The sequence below is a fragment of the Marisediminitalea lipolytica genome, assembly GCF_001758465.1.
GTDB lineage: Bacteria > Pseudomonadota > Gammaproteobacteria > Enterobacterales > Alteromonadaceae > Alteromonas > Alteromonas lipolytica.
Window position 1 is genome coordinate 134624 of the sequence record NZ_MJIC01000006.1, and the last position, 19260, is coordinate 153883.

Sequence of the window (19260 nt, forward strand, 5' to 3'; positions counted from 1 at the left end):
TCCTGATTATTCGCCGTGCTCTTCCTGGGTTATTTCATCAAGGCTCAGTGAAAAACTCGGCACGTACTGCTTAAGAAAATAGTCCACTTCTTCTGAATGGTAATCTTTGAGCATTTTATCCAGACGCTTTTTGGCCAGGGTAAATTCGCGGTTACCGGCACTGATTTCTTCCAGCGTTTTAAGATAAGCACAAATGACGTCGGCTGCCTTAACAATAAAGGCCTCATCCTCACTGTGATAGTGACTGCTGATCAACTCGGCATAATCCTGACGAAATGCCTCTGGCGCCATATCAATCAGCTTTTGTTCGGCGATTTTCTCAATTTTTTTGTATTCGTCCTTGATGGCCGGGTTGTAGTACTTAACCGGGGTTGGCAGATCGCCGGTAAGGACTTCAGAAACATCGTGAAACATGGCCAGCGTGGCAATCCGCTCGGGATTTAACTGGCCGGCAAAAAAGCGATTGCGGATCAGCGCTAAAGCATGGGCCACCATTGCTACCTGCAGACTGTGCTCCTGCACGTTTTCAATACGTACATTGTGCATCAGTGGCCAGCGATGAATGAGTTTCATCCTGGCCAGGTGAGCAAAGAAATGGCTGTTATCAGCCATTACTTTTTACCTTTTTGACGGTAGCCGTTAAAGAAGTTTTCAATACGATCCAGTGCCGGTGCCAGAATGTCACTGTGCGGCAGGAACACCAGACGGAAGTAGATCCCTTCTTTTAAGTTAAATGCACTGCCATGCACCAGCAGGATCTTTTCGCTGTTTAACAGGTCGAGGATCATCTGTTCATCATTGGCAATATTAAACTTCTCGGCATCCACTTTGGCAAAGCAGTACATGGCACCATTTGGCGCGACGCAACTAATGCCATCGATTTCGTTAAGGCGACGTGCAGCGAGATCCCGTTGCAGCTTTAAGCGGCCGCCGGGTTTGACTAAATCATTAATGCTCTGATAACCGCCTAACGCTGTTTGAATAGCACTCTGGCAGGGCACGTTGGCACACATCCGCATGGAACACAGGATGTTAAGACCTTCAATGTAGTGTTTGGCAACACGCTTATTACCAGAAATCACCAGCCAGCCAGCACGGAAGCCTGCTACGCGGTAGTTTTTAGACAAGCCACTGAAAGTTACAAAAAACACATCATCTGCCAGCGAAGCAATGCAGGTATGCTCGGCGTCGTCATATAAAATCTTGTCGTAGATTTCGTCAGAATACACCACTAAATCATGTTCACGGGCGATATCCACAACCTGTTGGAGTAATTCTTTACTGTAGACCGCACCGGTCGGGTTATTCGGATTAATCAGCACGATCGCTTTGGTCTTTTTAGTGATCTTGCTTTTGATATCATCAATATCCGGGAACCAGCCATTTTGTTCATCACAGCGGTAATGGACCGGCGTACCTGATGACAGGCTGACTGCCGCTGTCCACAACGGATAATCCGGGCTCGGTAGCAGTACTTCGTCGCCTGTGTTTAATAAGGCCTGCATGGCGATCATGATCATCTCGCTCACGCCGTTGCCAATAAAGACGTCGTCGACCCCGATGTTGCGAATGTTTTTCTGCTGATAATACTGCATAACAGCCACACGGGCTGCGTAGATACCGGTAGAGTCAGAATAGCCTTGTGAAGTAGGCAGGTGGTGAATAACGTCTTTGAGAATATCGTCCGGGGCATCAAAACCAAACGGGGCAGGGTTGCCAATGTTCAGTTTGAGAATGCGATGTCCCTCATCCTCCATTTTTTTAGCTTGTGCGGCAATAGGACCGCGAATGTCATAACAAACGTTATCTAATTTGTGCGAGCTGTGTACCGGTTTCATCTTAAACTACTTAAATTACGGGGCTTTCAGGGTATCGCATAGGGGCCCAGGCTGTTAAGCAAATTTTTCGCTTTATATCAAATATATTGCATAAACTGTTACAAAAAGTCCCTTGAACAGAAAAATTAGTACCACTATAACTTTAAATAGTCCTTTCAGGAGTATAAACAGGTTAATCAGAGCATTCTTTGTGCAGGTGGTTACGTCTATGAAATACGCTGCTGCGGTTGACGGTCATAGTGCCAATGTCGAACATTATCCGGGGGAAAGTGCGGTCCGAGTTGAGCCGCTGGACGGCGCAATTGTGTGCTGCGGTATTTATGGGGTATTCGAGCACACCGGGATCTGGGTAGATAATCACATAGTAGAACTTCATGGTAGTGGTTTGGTTAAAGCGGTATCACCACAGCGTTTTTTAGCCCAGCGCAGTGGCGAACAAATCTATGTGCTGTGTGATAAAAATTTACAGCCACTGATAGCAGATCAAACCCATTCACGTGCTATTGCCCGGATATTTAACTATATCGAATACGATCCCTGGCAAAATAACTGCCATCGTTTTACTTTTCAGTGTGTGACGGGTTATTCCAACAGGGTTAGTAGCTTCTACGATTTTAATCTGGCCCTGAGCCGTTTCTTTGCCTGCCGACTGTTCTGGCAGCCAGCACAAATAACTGCCTAAACTGCAGGGAACGAATTCTTTTATTGTTAATAAATTGTGAACTTTTATAATTGGATCTATCGTATAAGGGACGATGGGGAAAATTCCAAAGGTAAAACACCAATTCGCTAAGAAAATTGGCTGTCTCGTGGATGAACTGAGTTTTCCCCGGTTTGCGCACAACCGTAATTACTGAGGGAAGTGAATTTATGTCACAACACTTTAAAGAAACACCCCATAATGCCATTACTGACAGTGGCATTGCCCGCGTTATACCCTGTAAAGAACTGGATGCCGGCGATCCGCTAAAATGGTTATCGCTGGGTTTGCAGGACTTGCTCAGAACCCCGCTACTGTCTGTATTTTATGGCGTCATCTTTGCTGCTATTCCGTGGTTTATTTCCTATCTGGTCGCGATGACCGGCTGGCACCTGATCATTTTACCGTCCATTGTGTGCTTTATGCTGATTGGACCATTTCTGGCAGCTGGTCTTTATGACATTAGTTGGGAGCATGAAAAAGGGCACAAGCCCACACTGTCTCATTCCCTTGGCGCCATTCGCAGAAACGCAGTAAATGAGTGGGGCTTTGGTATTTTGCTCATGGTGCTGATGATTTTCTGGTTACGGGTCGCATCGTTGATCCATGCGCTTTACCCCCAGCATCAGATAGAAAGCCTGGAAAGTCTGATGCCGTTTTTGATGCTGGGCACGGGAGTTGGCGCAGTGTTTTGTGTGGGAATGTTTTTTATAACCGCTTTTACCCAGCCTATTCTGCTGGAGCGTAAAGTTGATTTGGCCACAGCGGTGATGACCAGTATTAACGCCGTGTGGGTTAATAAAGTGCCAATGTTTATCTGGGCTGGCATTATCTTTTCGGTGGTGGCTATTGGCTTTGTTACCGGCTTTATAGGATTTATTGTGCTCATGCCTTTACTGGGCTACGCCTCCTGGCATGGCTATATTGATGCAATAGAAACCAAGCGTGAGCGTGATTTTGTGTAACTGAGTCACCGCTGACTAAATCTGACCATCCGGCCGGGCTTCTTGCCCGGCTAATTTTTCTTTTCTTCATCAATGTTACCTGCTTATAATGGCATTAATCAGGAATACTTTATTCCATTATTGTCAGATTGCAGATTTAAATTATGAATAAAAGTTTAATGGCAATGGAAGCGCTTCAAACCCCTGAGGTCGTTGCCACCCAACTCTCTGCCAACCTGCAGCAAAGTATGTCGCTGGCCGCGCAGTTTCGCCGTCAGGCTCCGTCAGCCATTATGATGGTAGGGCGGGGTACCTCTGATCACGCCGGGATGTTTGCCAAATACCTGTTCGAAATTGAGCTGGGCATTCCGGTGTTACTGGCGGCACCTTCGGTTGGTGGGATCTATAAGCGAACGCTGGCCTTAACTGATTGCCTGGTGATACTTATTTCGCAATCCGGGCAAAGTCCGGACATTGTTAATCAGGCAAAACTGGCAAAGGCGGGCGGTGCGTTGTGTCTGGCAATAGTTAACGATGCGGATTCACCGCTGGCTAAGGCTGTTGATAAAGTGTTACCCCTCCACGCTGGCCCGGAAAAAGCCGTGGCGGCAACCAAAAGTTACCTTGCCAGCTTAACCGCGCTTGGCCAGCTCACCGCATTGTGGTCTCAGAATCATGCACTTCTGACGGCGGTTTCTCATTTGCCGGAGACGTTAAAAGAGGCGCAATTTCACCCCGCTGTAATCAGCGCGGAGGAATTCCGGGGCGTTACCAATTGTATGGTCCTGGGGCGTGGGCTGGGTTATGCGATTGCGCTGGAACTGGCGCTGAAATTAAAAGAGGTACTTGGTATTCATGCCGAAGCTTTCAGCTCTGCTGAGTTTTTGCACGGGCCTGTGACCCTGGTGGCACATTCTCTCACTGTGTTAAACATCGTTATAGAAGACGAAAGTCATGCTGTTCATCAACAGCAGATGCAGGAAATCCGCCGTCGTGGTGCCCGTGTTATCAACATTGACGTGACCACAGACACCCATCCTCGCATGTATCCTTTGTTGGTTATGCAGCGCTGTTACCTCGACATCGAGAATGTGGCACAATCCTTTAATCTTGATCCAGATTCCCCGCCGGGCCTCAAAAAAGTAACGGAAACCGAATGAAACTTCGTTGTGAACAGTTGTTAACGCCATCAGGATGGCAACATGATGTGGTTGTCACCCTTAAAGAGGGCCTTATCGATTCCATTGGCGAGGTCACCAACCCTACAGACATTGATAAAACCATTGCCGGCATGACTGTGCCCGGCTTTATCGATATTCAGGTCAATGGTGGCGGAGGCATATTATTTAATCAAACGCCAACGGTAACTGGTGTGCAGGCCATTGTTCATGCTCATCAGCAGTATGGCAGTACCGGCATACTGCCAACCCTGATCACCGATAGTTTTGCGGTGATGCAACAGGCTGCCGATGCTATTCGTGTTGCTCGTCGGTCTGACCCGGCAATCTTAGGCGTCCATTTTGAAGGGCCCTGGCTCAGCCTTGCAAAAAAAGGCGTTCACAGCGCCGATTTTGTGCGTCAACCCACGCCCGAAGAGTTGGCGTTGCTGTGTGACGAAAGTTTAGGGCGGGTGATTGCCACTGTTGCGCCCGAGACCGTTAGCCCGGCCAGTATAAAGCAGCTGGTGGAGGCGGGCGTCATTGTGTTTCTGGGCCATTCCAATGCCAATGCCGAACATGTACAAGCGGCGCTGGCTGCGGGCGCTACGGGTTTTACTCACTTGTATAATGCTATGTCACCGCTGACATCAAGAGCGCCGGGTATGGTTGGCTGTGCCATGGCGTCTGCGCAGAGTTTCTGATAATCGATGGGTACCATGTGGACCCGGTGGCTTGTAAAGTGGCTATTCAGGCTAAAGGGGTTAATAAGATTTGTCTGGTTACTGATGCTATGGCGCTGGCTGCGTCTGATGCCACATCAATGCCGTTTTTTGATACGGTGATCCGGCGGGACCACAACAAACTCACCACTCCTGATGGTACGCTGGCGGGTTCCTGTTTAACCATGCTGGATGCAGTAAAAAATGCAGTTGAACTCTGTGAGGTTAGCCTTGAGGACGCCATTACTATGGCGTCTGCTACACCTGCGGCTGCTTTGGGGGTGACTGATAGCCTGGGGAGTATTGAACCAGGCAAAACCGCCAATTTACTAACCTTGTCAGCCGACTATAAGATTACCCATTTATGGCAACAGGGCGAGCCTGTTGCCCTGAAGTAAAGGATTGCCCATGTCTCAGAATGCCGTTTCGTCCCGTCAGTCGGTGTTGCTGCTGATGCTGTTTATTGCCATGCTGTTTTTTATTTTTGGCTTTATTACCTGGTTAAACGGTGCCTTGATCCCGTTTTTACAGATCATCTGTGATTTAACTGAATGGCAGGCGCTACTGGTGGCATTTTGCTTTTATATTGCCTATGTGGTGATGGCACTGCCAATGTCGCGGGTGCTTGAAAAAACCGGCTATCAAAAAGGCATGGTTCTGGGCCTGCTGCTGGTTGCTATTGGCCTGAGTGTATTTGTACCGGCAGCCCTGAGTCAGACCTTTGCGGTGTTTTTACTGGCGCAATTTACCGTGGGATGCGGCTTAACCCTGCTCCAAACCGCATCCAACCCTTATATAGTAAGACTGGGACCACAAGAGTCAGCAGCCGCGCGCATTGCCTTTATGGGGATCTTAAATAAAAGTGCGGGGGTTCTCGCCCCGCTGATGTTTACCCACTGGGTACTAAGCGACTTTGGCGAGGTTAACCAGGTGAGTATGGCCGCTCTTGACGCCACAGCGCGTGCTGTTCGAATTGAGGAAATGGCGGCCAATGTTATACCGCCTTATCTGGGCATGGCGCTGGCAATGGTAATACTGGCAGGGGCCTTTTCGCGGGTTAAATTGCCTGAAATTGTGGAATCTGCCACTAACCAGAGTTCTAACGGCGACAGTGGCAGCGTATGGCAATTTCCACAGTTGGTGCTGGGGGCTATTGCGCTCTTTTGTTATGTGGGGGTAGAGGTCATTGCCGGCGATACTATTGGCTTGTATGGCTCTTCGTTAGGTTTGTCGCGGGTAACCACCTTCACCTCTTATACAATGGCAACCATGGTCCTGGGTTATGTGTGCGGGCTGATCTTTATTCCCAGATTGCTGTCGCAGTCGCAGGCACTGTCGGTCTCGGCCTTATTGGGTGTGTTATTTGCTCTGTGGCTGCAGGTAAGCAGTGATAGTGACACGGCTTTAGCCGAAATCCTCTGGGGATGGAGTGGTGTCCCGGTGCTGCCTGACTCAATAACACTGATTGCCTTACTGGGGTTTGCCAATGCTATGTGTTGGCCAACTATCTGGCCGCTGGCATTATCAGGCTTAGGACGTTTTACGGCACAGGGGGCCGCTATCCTGATAATGGGAATCGCTGGCGGGGCTCTTATGCCGCTGCTTTATGGTGGTCTGGCTGACTGGTTGAGTGCCAAACAGGCTTACATTGTACTGCTGCCATGCTATGTAATGATTGCATGGTATGCGCTGACGGGTCATAAGTGGCGACAATGGAAAATGGCTTAAATTCTCGTAATTTTCATTCTGTTTACATTAATCTTGTAATTATATTACAGTTTGAAGTGGCCTTATCGCCTTTGTTTTCGGCGTATATGCTGTAAAAATGTGAAATGCGCGTCTAATTAGTCCTGTGACTTTCAAAACATATGCTTATTTTTAGAACTTTTTTATATCTAAAATCTCATAGATATTAAAAATAGTAATATTCACTGTAAAAATATACTTTAAAAACATGAGTTTAATTAATTAAGAAAGCGTTAACATTATAATTCACGCTATTTTTACCATCCCTACACAATAAAAAAACAGTAATTTTATTTCAGATGAGGCATAAATAAAGTGCACCACCAAGACAGGTCAGGTGTACTCTGAGAGATAAGAAAAGCGGTGTAGCCATACTTAATCCCAGGGGAATTAAATTTATTCTGAGAGGATATGTAAATGACTAAAGTAATCAAATCAACAATCGCTGCTGCTGTTTTAGCGGTAATGGGTGTAGCTTCTGCTTCTGCTGAAATAACTGCTGATGGCGTTCGTTTTACCGGTGACACCGAATTTGCCGGTTTCTGTAAAGCGGTAGTAAAAGACGATGTACGTTTACTTCGTTCATCAGTTTCACGCAACATTGGCCTGATTGGTGCCAGCCAGCGTGAAGTGTTAAAAGTGGTTAGCGCTAAAGACGGTATTACCTGTAATGGCGTACCTTTGGTTGAATTTTCACAATCGCGCGACGCTTCACACGTCTATCAGTTCCTGACTGCACGCAAGTAATCGTGCCGGCAAAAAGTAAACGGGAACAGCAGTGGTTAACCAACCGTGTTCCCGTTTAACTGCTTTCGATATCCCCGGGTTAAACTCAGGCTTTAATCCAGCGACTTACCTGCATTTTTGAGCGGAAAATCATTTTACTCACGCGATAGCGCAGCTTAAGTAACAACACATAGGCCAGCGGCACCAAAAACAGGCTTGTCAGGGTCGAAAATACCAGGCCGCCGATGATGGCTATTGCCATGGGGGAGTAGGCTGGTCCATCTCCACCAATTCTTGTACTGCCCATGGCCAGCGGCACTAATCCCAACACTGTGGTGGCTACTGTCATTAAAATCGGGCGAATACGAGAAGTACAGCCATCAACAATGGCCGGGATGAGTTCTTCACCTTCTGCTATTAACTGATTGATCCTGTCGACCAGTACAATACCGTTATTAACCACAATGCCCATCAGGATCAGCATGCCTATCATCCCCATTACAGACATTGAGGTGCCGGTGAGCATAAACGCCCAGAACACACCGGTTATGCTAAACAATAACGACGTGATAACCGCGGTAGGTAACAGTAACGATTCAAACAGGGCGGCCATGACGATATAAATCATGCACACTGCCAGTAGCATGTTCATTTGCATTACCGCAAAAGCTTCATCCTGACGGCGGAAACCACCGTCCAGTGTCCACCGGTAACCCGAGGGCAGGCTGATGTATTGCATGGCTGATTCAATGCGTTCCCGGGCTTGTTCCATGGTTGTTTCGTCAGTCAGATTCGCGCCGATAGTCAGAGCGGTCTGGCGGTAATAGCGTCTGATCTCAGCTAATTGTGGCATTACGCCGATTTCAGCCACCATATCCAGCGTAATATTTCGTCCGTCATTGATTCCCAGACTCATATTGCGCAGGGCATTTAACGATTCTTGTACCGATTTGCCATACATCAGTTTAACGCTGACTTCACCGGCTTCGCCATAACGAAAGGTGCGCAGGTTATTGCCTCGCAGGGCGGTGGCAACTAAGCTGGCGACCTGCTGAGTTGTCAGGCCAAGCTTATAAGCTTTTTCCCGGTTAATGCGAATTTGCAGCTCCTGTCGCTCACTGCCCACATCGGCACGCACATCGGTTAAGCCTTCAACATGGCCCAGCACGCTGACAACCCGATCGGCAATGCTTCTAAGCTGCTCAGAAGATTCGCCCAGTAAGGTCAGACGAACACCACCGCCGTTACCTTCATCCCAGCGAAAAGAAGGTTTTGCGCGAACAAAACTGGGCATATCTTCGGCAATACGGCGTTTTATTTCACTCACCGGTACCGGTAAATCATCCTGTAGTGTCAGCCCGGATGACGCTTCGCCTGCCTCGTAATAGGTATATACCTGTTTGATAAAGAAGCGCTCCTGATTCTCGTACAGGTAGGCTTCCATTTTATCCACCGTTTTCTCGACTTCCTCGAGGGTAAAATTCTGACTGATATGATAGTTAAGCCACAGGCGTTGCTGGTTGTCATTGCCTTCATCATCATTAGAGATCACGCCGAGCGGGATAGCGGTGCTAGCCAGGATCAGCAAAGCAATCACGGCAGTTTTACCCTGATTATGCATGGCCTTGTTAAGAATATTCCGATAGCGCAATACGTAGCCCGCGGGCTTAACATGATGTGCTGCTGGTGGTTTTACTTTCGATGCCAGCAGTGGAATAAGGGTCTGCGCAATCAGTAAAGAGGCGAACAGGGAGATACAAATGGCAATAGCCACATGCTCCAAAAACACGGTGACATCAATTTTTACGCCGACAATGTTTGGTAAAAACACGATAGCGGTGGTGGTGGTACCGGCAATCACTGCCAGGCTAACCTTACCCACGCCCAGTTTAGTGGCTTGCTCAGCGTCGCTGTGGGTGGCACGCTGCTGAAATATACTCTCGGTGATCACCACCGCATTATCAACCAGCATGCCAACGGCCAGCATGAGTCCCATTAACGACAGAATATTTAATGAGTAACCCAGCAGGTACATTACACCCAGGGTTATACAGATGGAGAAAGGTACTGACAATACCACCAGCAGCGTGGTAGTTAACTGGCGCAAGAACAAATACAGCACGACCACTGAAAGCAATGCGCCAACCAGTCCGGCTTCCACCAGATCGCCCAGGGAAGAGCTGACACTTTTGGCTACATCGTCCATAACAAACAGGCTGATACCGTTAAAGGCAGGGTCTTTTTTGGCTTTTTCGATAACCGCCATGACCCGTTTGGAGACCTCAACCAGGTTACTGCCGGATTCGCGGAAAATATTTAAACCCACCGCGTAGGAGCGGTCCAGGTGACGACCGTTGTTGCGTTCCGGCAACTCGTATCTGATGGTTGCAATGTCTTTTAACATGACGCCATCAGAGATATACAGCTGTTGAATATCCCGGATATCGGCGAACTGACCCTGGGGATTTACAATGAATTTCTGATCGTCTGCAAAGAAGTGACCGGCGGTCATCGAGAAATTGGCATTACGCAGCCGCTTACCCAGTTCGTCGGTATTCACATGTAAAGACGCAATGCGTTCAGGGATTAAGCGGATACTAATCTCTTTTTTCGAAACCCCATAAAGTTCTACCCGGGAAACGCCTTCTACACGTTCGATTTCACCTTTTAAGTTGCGATCGAGCAGATCGTAGGCATTCGACAGGTCACGCTCACTGGACACCCGCAGCTGAAAAATGGGCATATCGTTGGTGTTAAACTTAAACACCATTACCCGTTCAACGTCATCGGGCAGATCGCCACGAATGGCGTCGATTTTCTCGCGCGCTTCTATGCTTTTGGCCTTGATATTGGCATCCCAGTCAAACTCCACAAAGACTTCTGCGCGGTCTTCATAAGACGTGGCCTGCAGACGCTTTATACCAGACATGGTGGCAATCGCTTCTTCTACCGGCCTTGTGATCATGCGTTCGATTTCGGCTGGCGTGGCGTCACGGTAGGGCACCTGAACCACCATCTGCGGAATATCAATTCCCGGGAATTTTTCCAGTGGTAACAGGCGGCCGGCGGCAATGCCAAAAATCAGCATGGATAAAAAGCACATGCAAACAGTAACCGGTTTGCGCAGGGCAAAGCTGGTCAGGCTCGCGCCTGCCTGAGCAAACTTATCCATAGACCTTTTCTCCCGCTGTTTGTGGTGTTGTCACGGTAAACTGCTTGCGGTCGAACAGTGAATAGATCACTGGCAGCAGAATCAGGGTCAGCAGGGTTGAAAAGAGCAGACCGAAGATCACGGTAATGGCCATTGGCGTGCGAACCTCTGCACCTTCACCAAAGCCAATAGCCATGGGCAGTAAGCCTAAAATGGTGGTCAGCGTGGTCATAATAATCGGGCGCAGACGGCTGTTCGCGGCATCAATGATAGCGCTGTGCTTATCCTGGCCCTGTTCACGTAACTGATTTATCCGGTCAATCAGAACAATGGCGTTATTCACCACAATACCGCATAGCATAATCAGGCCAATAAACACCACCACGCTCACATTGGTATTGGTCAGCAACAGGCCATAAATCGCCCCGGCAACTGCCATCGGAATCGCAAACAAAATTAGCAGGGGATGACCCAACGACTCAAACTGCGAGGCCATGACCAGATACACCATAAAGATGGCCAGTGCCAGGGCCAGCATTAATGAGTCAAAGCTTTGCTGCATATCTTCGCTTTGGCCTGCAATCGTAGCGCGCAGTTGCGGTGGCAGTGCTATGCTGGCAATGATTTGCTCAGCTTCAGCCACGCCCTGGGCCAGATCGCCATAGCGCAAATTGGCTTCCAGTAAGGCCACGCGCTGTTGGCCAACCCGGGTGATTTCGCTTGGCCCGTTACTGACAAAGACATCAGCTACCGCATGCAACGGAACAGGCTGATCGGCCCCCGGATTTATGATGATTTGACTGATGTCACTGATCTGATCGCGCTGGGTGTTAGCCGTACGTACCAGCACATCCACTTTGCGATCCCGCATACTGTATTGTGTTGCCACTTCGCCGCCAATTTGCGCTGCCACCAGTTTGGCCGCGGCTGATGCATCAAGGTTAAGTCGCGCCAGCGCAGCATGATTAAAATTAATCTTCAGTTCCGGGTTACCCACTCGCAAACTGCTGGTGACGTCGGCAAAACGTGAATGGCTTTCAAGGGCCTGTTTAAGGCGGTCGGCATTCCGCTGGAGCAATGTGAGATCATAACCCTGTAGCTCAATCTGGATTGGTGCAGCAAAGGTAAAAAGCTCCGGATAGCCAAACTTACTTTGAACACCGGCTTGTTTCGCTAAAAATTCGCGCAGGGATTCTTTTACCTGCGTTTCATCCGCGTCGCTTGCACCTTTATTCAGAACAATATTCAGTTTACCCCAGTAGTCACCGCCCTGAGAGGGGGCTGCACTTATCAGGCTGCCGGTACCGGCCAGCGAGTAGGTTCTGTTAACGTTGGGTAAGGTTTCGGTGAAAGCAGCCAGTCGGGTTAGCAAGGCGTCAGTTTGTTCCACACGCGAGCCCGCTGGTAAGGTCACCTCAACAAAAAACTCGCCCTGGGACATTCGTGGGATAAGCTCCATTCCCAGCCGCGGAATTAACAGGAAGGCAAAAGCCGTTACGGCGATGGCACAGCCTAATATCAGCCAGCGGGCTTTAAGGGCTGCGCGCAGGCTCACATTGTAGAGCTTCTCTAATGCGTTAAATGCCAGACCAAACAAGCCTGTCAGTGGCTTAAAAGCGAAGGACAGAGCGGTGCTCAGGCCACGCCACAGGGTAATAAGCAGGGTTGTAATCAGCATGGGGATCAGGCCGAATACCAGTTTTACCAGCATGCGTAAAGGCCAGGTCAGGTAAAATACCCCTTTGCGCCAGCCTTGAGGCGCTTGAGCAGGGGCAGTTTCCAGCGCTGGCTGTTCGGTAAAACTGTCTTGTTTATGCGCTTTAGCGGCCAGTGCAGGGATGACTGTCAGGGCTACAATCAGTGAGGCAATCAGGGCAAAGGACACGGTCATTGCCTGGTCACTAAACAGTTGTCCGGCGATCCCTTCGACAAAAATTAAGGGGACAAATACCGCCAGCGTGGTCAGCGTAGAGGCCAGTATTGCGCTGGAGACTTCCTTAGTACCTTCTGTTGCGGCTTTCGCCGGCGCGATTAAGCCTTTACTGCGCTGCTTGTGTTTATCGATATTTTCCAGCACCACAATGCTGTTATCCACCAGCAGACCTACCGCCAGCGCGATGCCGCCTAAGCTCATGATGTTCAGGCTGATATCATTGGCGTACATCAGGTTGAAGGTCGCTATCACCGACAGCGGAATAGAAACAGAAATGATCAGTGTTGGCCAGAAGTCTTTTAAAAACAGATAAAGAATAATCATGGCCAGAATCCCACCGATAATCGCGGAAGATTTTACGTCTTCAATGGCCTGTTTAATGAATTCACTCTGATCATAGACTTTGTCCAGCGCGTAATCTGCAGGCAGTTGCTTAACAATTCGTTCCAGTGCAACAGCAACCTGGCGGGCTACGTCTACCGAGTTGGCATCGCCTTCTTTATAAATGGCAATCTCAGCGCCTTCTTTACCGTTAAAGCGGCTGATGGCATCACGCTCTTTATAGGTGTTTTCAACCACGGCAACATCCCGTAAACGAATGGATTTACCATTGCGGTTGGCAATATACAGGTCGCCAATCTCGTTTAAGTCGGTGAACTGATTCAGTGTGCGTACCAGGAAGGCCTGGTTGCCGTTGTCGATACGGCCGCCTGCTGTATTGAGGTTTTCTTCCTTAAGCCGGGTAATGATGGTGTTAATACTGATATTAAGCTGACTTACCCGGCGCTGATCCACCAGTACCTGAATTTCATTTTCCAGCGCGCCGCCAATTTTTACTGAAGCAACACCTTCAATGGACTCTAACTGGCGCTTAATTTGTTCATCGGCGTAAATACGCAGTGATTTCATGGCCTCTGTTGAAGCCTCAGCGGTATTGAAACTCAGGCCATAACGCAAAATTGGATCAAGGCTGGGGTTAAACCGCAATAACCGTGGCTTGTCCACATCCAGCGGTAATTGCAGGATATCGAGTTTTTCACGCACTTCCAGACTGGCAAAATCCATGGCTGTGCCCCAGGCGAATTCCAGTACCACATCTGACTGGCCCGGGCGTGAAATAGACTTAACGGTACGCACGCCTTTTACGGTGCCGATGGTTTCCTCAATTGGCTTTGATACCAGTTGTTCAACCTCGGCAGGTGCCGCACCGGTATAATCGGTACGAATCGTCAGGGTAGGGTAGGCAAGTTCCGGTAACAGATTTACCGATAACCGGCCCAGTGACACCATACCAAATAACAATACGGCGAGGGTGAACATGGCAATCGCAACGGGGCGCTTTACCGCAATATCAACAAGTTGCATAACAATCTCCCGGCGACTATCAGCTGTTTACAATTTCAACTGGCGACGCATCCTTAAGATTGTGATGGCCTACGGTTACCACGGTTTCGCTGCCTGTAAGGCCACTGGTAATTTCGATAAATTCGCTGTTTTCAAAACCGGTAGTCACATCCAGTTTTTGGGCAATACCGTTGTTAACCACAAACACACTGGTTTTATCATCAATGGTCAGCAGGGCTTTGCGCGGTAACAAGGTAGCATTAGCGTGAGTGGCGTAATCGATAGAGACCTCTGAAAACATACCGGCTTTCAGGCGACCTGTGCTATTAGGCACGGTCAGGGTGACCTTAAAAGTACCGGTAGTCGCATCCACAACCGGACTGATGCGCTCTACATAAGCGGTAACTGACTCGTTACCCAGGGCGGCAATTTTCAGGCTGGCATTTTGTTTGGCAGCAATGGAGGCCATTTCACTTTCAGGTAAATAAACAATACCTTGCAGTGCTTTTTGCTGAACAATATGAAACATACGTTCCCGTTGGAAAGACTCGGTAAGATTACCCACCTTCGCATTTCTTTCTGCAATGTAACCGCTGATGGGCGCGGTAATGGTAGTTTCTTTTAAATCCAGTTCAGCCAGTGCCAGCACGGCTTTAGCAGCTTCATACTGGGCGGTAAGCTTGTCATAGGTATCGTCACTTACCAGTTTGCTGGAGTAGACTTTTTTGATTTTACTGAGTTCTTTTTCGATACCGGTGAGATCGGCACGGGCTTTGTTCAGGTTGAGTTGGTAACGCTTTTTATCCAGTTGGGCCAGTTCCTGACCCTTTTCCACGTAGTCGCCTTCTTCTACGAAAATGTGTTCCACGATTCCGGATGCGCGGGCTACCACAAAGGCTTCCTCTTTGGCTTCCAGTATTGCGGTAGTCTGGTAACTGGACGAGATATTGCCTTGTCTGACTGCAGTGGCCTCGACCGGAATACTCACAACAATTTCTTCTTTTTGTTCTGCTTTGCTGTCAGTCGCTTCGGCATTGATGCAGCCGGTTAATGTGACGCTACTGGCAAGCAAGCCGGCGATGAGTAAAGTGCCAATTTTGCGGTGATTTTGTACGTGTTCCATCGTGTTACCTTGAAAGTATATAGTTATACACGGCTAACAGCATTCACTGTGCCAGATTGCTAACGTAATTATAAATCCCGGTAAAACAATAAATTAGCGACTAGTTGTGTCTTTATGTAAGCAATTGTATCAGTGTGGCGTGGTGAATATGGCCAATAAATGAGGTGATTGTTTAAAACTTTGGTTATTTGGCTATTTTAAGGCAGTGTACTGTAGGTAACACTGCCTTTTGGTTTAAGCCGGGGAAGGCTGGTTGCGCAGCCGTAAAACAGGTCGCTCATCAATCAAAACGTGAATAGCGGCGGTGATCAACGCAATGATACAGGCACTCCACCACACTACATCGTAGGAACCGGTAACATCATAAAGGTAGCCTCCCAGCCAGACGCCACTGAAAGAACCCAACTGATGACTCAGGAAAACAATACCGTAGAGCAGACCCATGTATGGCAGGCCAAATAATTGTGCCACCAGGCCGGAGGTGGGCGGTACCGTAGCCAGCCACAATAACCCGGTGACAATAGAAAACAGGTAGACAGAGGTTTCGTTCATGGGAAACAGCATAAATGCGGCAATGGCAGTAGCCCGTAAGGCATAGATTAGGGTCAACAGATTCTTTTTAGAATACTTACCCGACCACGAGCCGGAGAGTAAACAGCCGAATATATTACACAGACCAATCAGTGATAAGCTGAATACAGCAACTTCCGGTGCAAAGCCGCGATCGCTTAAAAATGCCGGCATGTGCACAGTAATAAAGGCCAGTTGAAAACCACACACAAAAAAGCCCACCACGATCAACCAGTAATGCCAGTACCCACAGGCTTCTTTTAAGGCTTCCAGCATGGTTTGTTCGCTGCTGTCTTTGTTTACGGCGAGGGTTGCGTTTTTAGACTGACGGAATGTGCCTGCCAGCAGCGCCATCATCAGCGAGCAGCCGGCCAGTAACAGTAAGGCATTGGCCCAGCCGAAACTTAAAATAAATTCCTGGGCAACCGGTACCACCAGTAACTGACCAGCAGAGCCAGCGGCACTACCTAAGCCCAGCGCAAAAGCGCGTTTTTCTACTGAGACCATGCGTGCCATAGCCGGTAATACCACACCAAATCCGGTGGCCGAAATACCCATTCCCATGAGTAAACCAGCGCCCAGATTGAGCCCGGTAATAGTATCAGTCGTCGCAGTTACATAGAGGCCAGCAGCATAGAGCAAAGCTCCGACTACAACGGTTCTGCCGGTACCGTATTTATCGGCAATGGCCCCGGCCACGGGCTGAGAAAGTCCCCACCATAAATTTTGCAGGGCCAGGGCAAAGGCAAACACTTCTCTGCCGTAACCAAATTCGCTGGACAGTGGACCCATAAAAAAGCCCATGGAAGAGCGGATCCCAAAATTAAGCGCCAACAGAACGCAGACAAAAGCGATAGAAAAACTGAGTAACTTTACCGGTGATGACATGCTTTTATTAAAACCTTGTGTTCAGAGATCTTGAACAAACATCCGCGCCGGGCGATGCTAACTGCGTTAGCTGGCATGTTTTGTTCAGGCGCAGAGGATAACATTACCAGGGCTTACACCGTATTCTTTTTAGTCTGTTTGCCGCGGATTAACATGATGCCACTTAACACCAACACCATCCCGGTTATCTGCATCAGGGTAATTTGTTCGTCCAGTATCAGCCATCCAAATACAATGGTAAGCATCGGCCCCAGGGTACTGATCAGGGACATTCTGGCAGCACCAATCCGGCTAATGGCAGAAGACTGCAAAAATACTGGCAACACCGTTGATAATACCGCCATCATAAAACACAGCCAGTACACATCACCTGGTTGATTTAATGCGCTCAGTGGCAGTTGGGAGAAAAAGTGTAATTGTACGGCGAATATGGATATCAGCATGGCTAACACTGAAAAGGGTTTTGCCCCTAAACGTTTGATCATGGGCTCCGAAAAAGCCTGATAAAACGCATAACAAACGGCAGAGCCGGCAACCAGCAGAACTCCCAGTGCAATCGCCTCATTGGCTGAGCTCATGCTCAGGTCACTGGCACAGGCGCATGCGACGCCAAGGAAACAAAGCAGTACCGGCAGGATAAGGCGCTTTTCAAACGGCTGATGAAGAAAAACGATACCAATCAGAATAGTCAGGATGGGATAAGAGAACAGAATTATCCGTTCCAGGCCGGCAGTAATATATTGCAGCCCCATAAAATCCAGAATAGACGCACCGTAATAGCCGGCCAGACCCACACATACCAGGGTAAAGATTTCTCTTATCGTTAATTTACCGATGTTTTTTAATGCCGTGAAACTGACAATCAGAAAAAAGGGTAAGGCAAACAGCATTCGCAGACTGAGAAGGGTGACCGGATCCACCGGTGCAAGCAGATAGGCTTGTTTAACAAAGATAGCCTTTAGCGAAAAGCCGGAAGCGGCCAGCACGGCAAGAATGACTCCTAAACTGATACTGTCGTTACGGTTACTGGCTGGCATCCTGTCCTCACTGCGCGCTACGTTGTGTTAGGTTGTCATCAGAGACCGGTAGTTGAGGCAATTGATTTCGCTGTTAAGGCAGGTGTCCGGAATACCCGGTTGAGCATTCCGGCAAAGAGTGAAGGTCAGACTGTCTCAATACTGTAGCTGGTCGTAATCTCAACATTGCCTTTGAGCATCAGCATCACAGAGCAGTACTTGTCTGCGGATAAGGCGACTGCCCGGTCTACGTCTTTCTCTTTGAGGTTTTCGCCGATCACTTTGTAGTGGGCGTGAATTTTGGTAAATACCCGGGGCGGCTCGGCGGCGCGTTCAGCATCAAGCTCGCACTGACAGTCGGTCACGGTCAGTCGGCGCTTCTTTAAAATATCCACCACATCGATACTGGAGCAGGCACCCACTGCCAGTAGCACGGTTTCCATTGGCGATAATGCCTCGCCATTGCCATCAAGGGTCTGGCTAAACCCGCTTTCGGTTTGGCCGGTAAAGGTAAGGGCTTGCTGCCAGCTTACTGTCGCTTTCATTGTTATTATTCCACCAGTTTGACTTTTTGTTTATCCAGTTGGATTTTTTGTTGTTTATACAGTGCACCGAGCGCACGTTTATAAGCGGCTTTACTTACGTTAAAGCGTGCATAAATTTCTTCCGGCGGACTCTTATCGGTGAGGGTAGAAAAGCCGCCGTGGGCTTCCAGATCGTCAAGGATTGCCTGTTGCAGTGCATCGCGACCGGTTGCATTAACCTGTTGCAGGGCGACATCGATTTTACCGTCTTCCCGTACCTGTTTAATAAAGCCGGTAGTTTCATCACCAATTCGCAGCTTTTTAAACGCGTCACTGGCAAAAACCAGCCCTAAATGGGTTTGATTAATGACGACTTTATAGCCCAGCTCGGATTCGCCACAAACAATTAAATCCACTTCCTGGCCGGCTTTAAAATAAATGCCGTTTTCGCTGAGGAACGGGTGCAGTTTGGTGGTGCCTAGCAAGCGGCTGGTGGCTTCATCGTAATAAAGATAAACCGGATACAGCATGCCCTGGTTAACCGGCATGGCCTGATTCTGACGGGGTACCAGCAGATCGCGCGGTAGTCCCCAGTCAAAAAACGCGGCAAAGTCGGTAACACCAACGGCCTTTAATACCTTTACCTCGCCGGCGGTAATTTTCGGCGTGGCAAGACTGGCGGCTAACTGGCCGTTTTCGTCGGTATACACCATCGCCTGTACTTCACTGTCGACTTTAAGCGGCTGCTCAACGGCTTCGCTAAGGACAATACTTCTTTCATCATCAGGATGCGATAACTGATAGCCGAAGGGGAACTCACCAACAACCCTGAGTGGATTTATCTGACCAATTTTTAGCATGGGGACTGACTTTTTATC

16 protein-coding genes are annotated in these 19260 nt (G+C 48.7%); 7 read left to right on the forward strand and 9 right to left on the reverse strand.

The window, feature by feature from the left end; translation table 11 throughout:
* Positions 1 to 6: 6 nt before the first annotated feature.
* The gene (gene yfbR / locus BFC17_RS03540) at positions 7 to 612 is read right to left on the reverse strand and encodes a 5'-deoxynucleotidase (protein ID WP_083271557.1); all 606 of its coding nucleotides are present in this window, start codon (positions 610 to 612) and stop codon (positions 7 to 9) included.
* Positions 612 to 1838: a pyridoxal phosphate-dependent aminotransferase gene (locus tag BFC17_RS03545; protein WP_070175085.1), complete on the reverse strand. Its 1227-nt coding sequence runs from the start codon at positions 1836 to 1838 to the stop codon at positions 612 to 614. The genes yfbR and BFC17_RS03545 overlap by 1 nt, the downstream gene beginning before the upstream one ends.
* A 208-nt stretch (positions 1839 to 2046) precedes the next feature.
* On the opposite strand from BFC17_RS03545, the gene BFC17_RS03550 reads away from it, so the two are divergent.
* From BFC17_RS03550 to BFC17_RS03575, 7 genes are all read left to right on the forward strand, one after another.
* On the forward strand, positions 2047 to 2520 hold the full coding sequence (locus BFC17_RS03550; protein WP_070175086.1) for a hypothetical protein: 474 nt from the start codon (positions 2047 to 2049) through the stop codon (positions 2518 to 2520).
* Between the two features lie 188 nt (positions 2521 to 2708).
* On the forward strand, positions 2709 to 3503 hold the full coding sequence (locus BFC17_RS03555; protein ID WP_070175087.1) for a DUF2189 domain-containing protein: 795 nt from the start codon (positions 2709 to 2711) through the stop codon (positions 3501 to 3503).
* Between the two features lie 143 nt (positions 3504 to 3646).
* Entirely contained in the window at positions 3647 to 4642 is a 996-nt protein-coding gene (gene nagB-II / locus BFC17_RS03560; RefSeq protein ID WP_070175088.1) for a glucosamine-6-phosphate deaminase NagB-II, read from the forward strand.
* A complete protein-coding gene (locus BFC17_RS22995) occupies positions 4639 to 5343 on the forward strand; it encodes an N-acetylglucosamine-6-phosphate deacetylase (protein ID WP_308421433.1) in 705 nt (234 codons plus the stop codon). The genes nagB-II and BFC17_RS22995 overlap by 4 nt, the downstream gene beginning before the upstream one ends.
* 17 nt (positions 5344 to 5360) lie before the next feature.
* Positions 5361 to 5759 (forward strand): amidohydrolase family protein, encoded by a 399-nt coding sequence (locus BFC17_RS23000; RefSeq protein WP_308421434.1) that lies wholly within the window; start codon positions 5361 to 5363, stop codon positions 5757 to 5759.
* Between the two features lie 10 nt (positions 5760 to 5769).
* A complete protein-coding gene (locus BFC17_RS03570) occupies positions 5770 to 7089 on the forward strand; it encodes a sugar MFS transporter (protein WP_070175089.1) in 1320 nt (439 codons plus the stop codon).
* A gap of 435 nt (positions 7090 to 7524) precedes the next feature.
* Positions 7525 to 7854 (forward strand): DUF3718 domain-containing protein, encoded by a 330-nt coding sequence (locus tag BFC17_RS03575; protein ID WP_070175090.1) that lies wholly within the window; start codon positions 7525 to 7527, stop codon positions 7852 to 7854.
* An 85-nt stretch (positions 7855 to 7939) separates the two neighbouring features.
* Here BFC17_RS03575 and BFC17_RS03580 read toward each other — a convergent pair whose 3' ends face one another.
* The 7 genes from BFC17_RS03580 to BFC17_RS03610 all read right to left on the reverse strand — a co-directional run bounded on the left by BFC17_RS03580 (position 7940) and on the right by BFC17_RS03610 (position 19242).
* The gene (locus BFC17_RS03580) at positions 7940 to 11005 is read right to left on the reverse strand and encodes an efflux RND transporter permease subunit (RefSeq protein WP_070175091.1); all 3066 of its coding nucleotides are present in this window, start codon (positions 11003 to 11005) and stop codon (positions 7940 to 7942) included.
* Complete coding sequence (locus BFC17_RS03585) at positions 10998 to 14282, reverse strand: efflux RND transporter permease subunit (protein WP_070175092.1); 3285 nt, start codon at positions 14280 to 14282, stop codon at positions 10998 to 11000. Before BFC17_RS03585 ends, BFC17_RS03580 begins: the two co-directional genes overlap by 8 nt.
* A gap of 19 nt (positions 14283 to 14301) precedes the next feature.
* A complete protein-coding gene (locus BFC17_RS03590) occupies positions 14302 to 15384 on the reverse strand; it encodes an efflux RND transporter periplasmic adaptor subunit (protein WP_070175093.1) in 1083 nt (360 codons plus the stop codon).
* Between the two features lie 234 nt (positions 15385 to 15618).
* Positions 15619 to 16842, reverse strand: a complete 1224-nt coding sequence (locus BFC17_RS03595) for an MFS transporter (protein ID WP_070175094.1) — start codon at positions 16840 to 16842, stop codon at positions 15619 to 15621.
* A 113-nt stretch (positions 16843 to 16955) separates the two neighbouring features.
* A complete protein-coding gene (locus BFC17_RS03600; protein WP_070175095.1) occupies positions 16956 to 17879 on the reverse strand; it encodes a DMT family transporter in 924 nt (307 codons plus the stop codon).
* A 125-nt stretch (positions 17880 to 18004) separates the two neighbouring features.
* Positions 18005 to 18403, reverse strand: a complete 399-nt coding sequence (locus BFC17_RS03605; RefSeq protein ID WP_070175096.1) for an OsmC family protein — start codon at positions 18401 to 18403, stop codon at positions 18005 to 18007.
* Between the two features lie 5 nt (positions 18404 to 18408).
* Entirely contained in the window at positions 18409 to 19242 is an 834-nt protein-coding gene (locus BFC17_RS03610; RefSeq protein WP_070175097.1) for a CvfB family protein, read from the reverse strand.
* Positions 19243 to 19260 lie beyond the last annotated feature (18 nt).

Bases quoted from the DNA above. Each gene is read 5' to 3' on its own strand.
- yfbR (WP_083271557.1), bottom strand. From the start codon at position 612: ATGGCTGATAACAGCCATTTCTTTGCTCACCTGGCCAGGATGAAACTC.
- BFC17_RS03545 (WP_070175085.1), bottom strand. From the start codon at position 1,838: ATGAAACCGGTACACAGCTCGCACAAATTAGATAACGTTTGTTATGAC.
- BFC17_RS03550 (WP_070175086.1), top strand. From the start codon at position 2,047: ATGAAATACGCTGCTGCGGTTGACGGTCATAGTGCCAATGTCGAACAT.
- BFC17_RS03555 (WP_070175087.1), top strand. From the start codon at position 2,709: ATGTCACAACACTTTAAAGAAACACCCCATAATGCCATTACTGACAGT.
- nagB-II (WP_070175088.1), top strand. From the start codon at position 3,647: ATGAATAAAAGTTTAATGGCAATGGAAGCGCTTCAAACCCCTGAGGTC.
- BFC17_RS22995 (WP_308421433.1), top strand. From the start codon at position 4,639: ATGAAACTTCGTTGTGAACAGTTGTTAACGCCATCAGGATGGCAACAT.
- BFC17_RS03570 (WP_070175089.1), top strand. From the start codon at position 5,770: ATGTCTCAGAATGCCGTTTCGTCCCGTCAGTCGGTGTTGCTGCTGATG.
- BFC17_RS03575 (WP_070175090.1), top strand. From the start codon at position 7,525: ATGACTAAAGTAATCAAATCAACAATCGCTGCTGCTGTTTTAGCGGTA.
- BFC17_RS03580 (WP_070175091.1), bottom strand. From the start codon at position 11,005: ATGGATAAGTTTGCTCAGGCAGGCGCGAGCCTGACCAGCTTTGCCCTG.
- BFC17_RS03585 (WP_070175092.1), bottom strand. From the start codon at position 14,282: ATGCAACTTGTTGATATTGCGGTAAAGCGCCCCGTTGCGATTGCCATG.
- BFC17_RS03590 (WP_070175093.1), bottom strand. From the start codon at position 15,384: ATGGAACACGTACAAAATCACCGCAAAATTGGCACTTTACTCATCGCC.
- BFC17_RS03595 (WP_070175094.1), bottom strand. From the start codon at position 16,842: ATGTCATCACCGGTAAAGTTACTCAGTTTTTCTATCGCTTTTGTCTGC.
- BFC17_RS03600 (WP_070175095.1), bottom strand. From the start codon at position 17,879: ATGCCAGCCAGTAACCGTAACGACAGTATCAGTTTAGGAGTCATTCTT.
- BFC17_RS03605 (WP_070175096.1), bottom strand. From the start codon at position 18,403: ATGAAAGCGACAGTAAGCTGGCAGCAAGCCCTTACCTTTACCGGCCAA.
- BFC17_RS03610 (WP_070175097.1), bottom strand. From the start codon at position 19,242: ATGCTAAAAATTGGTCAGATAAATCCACTCAGGGTTGTTGGTGAGTTC.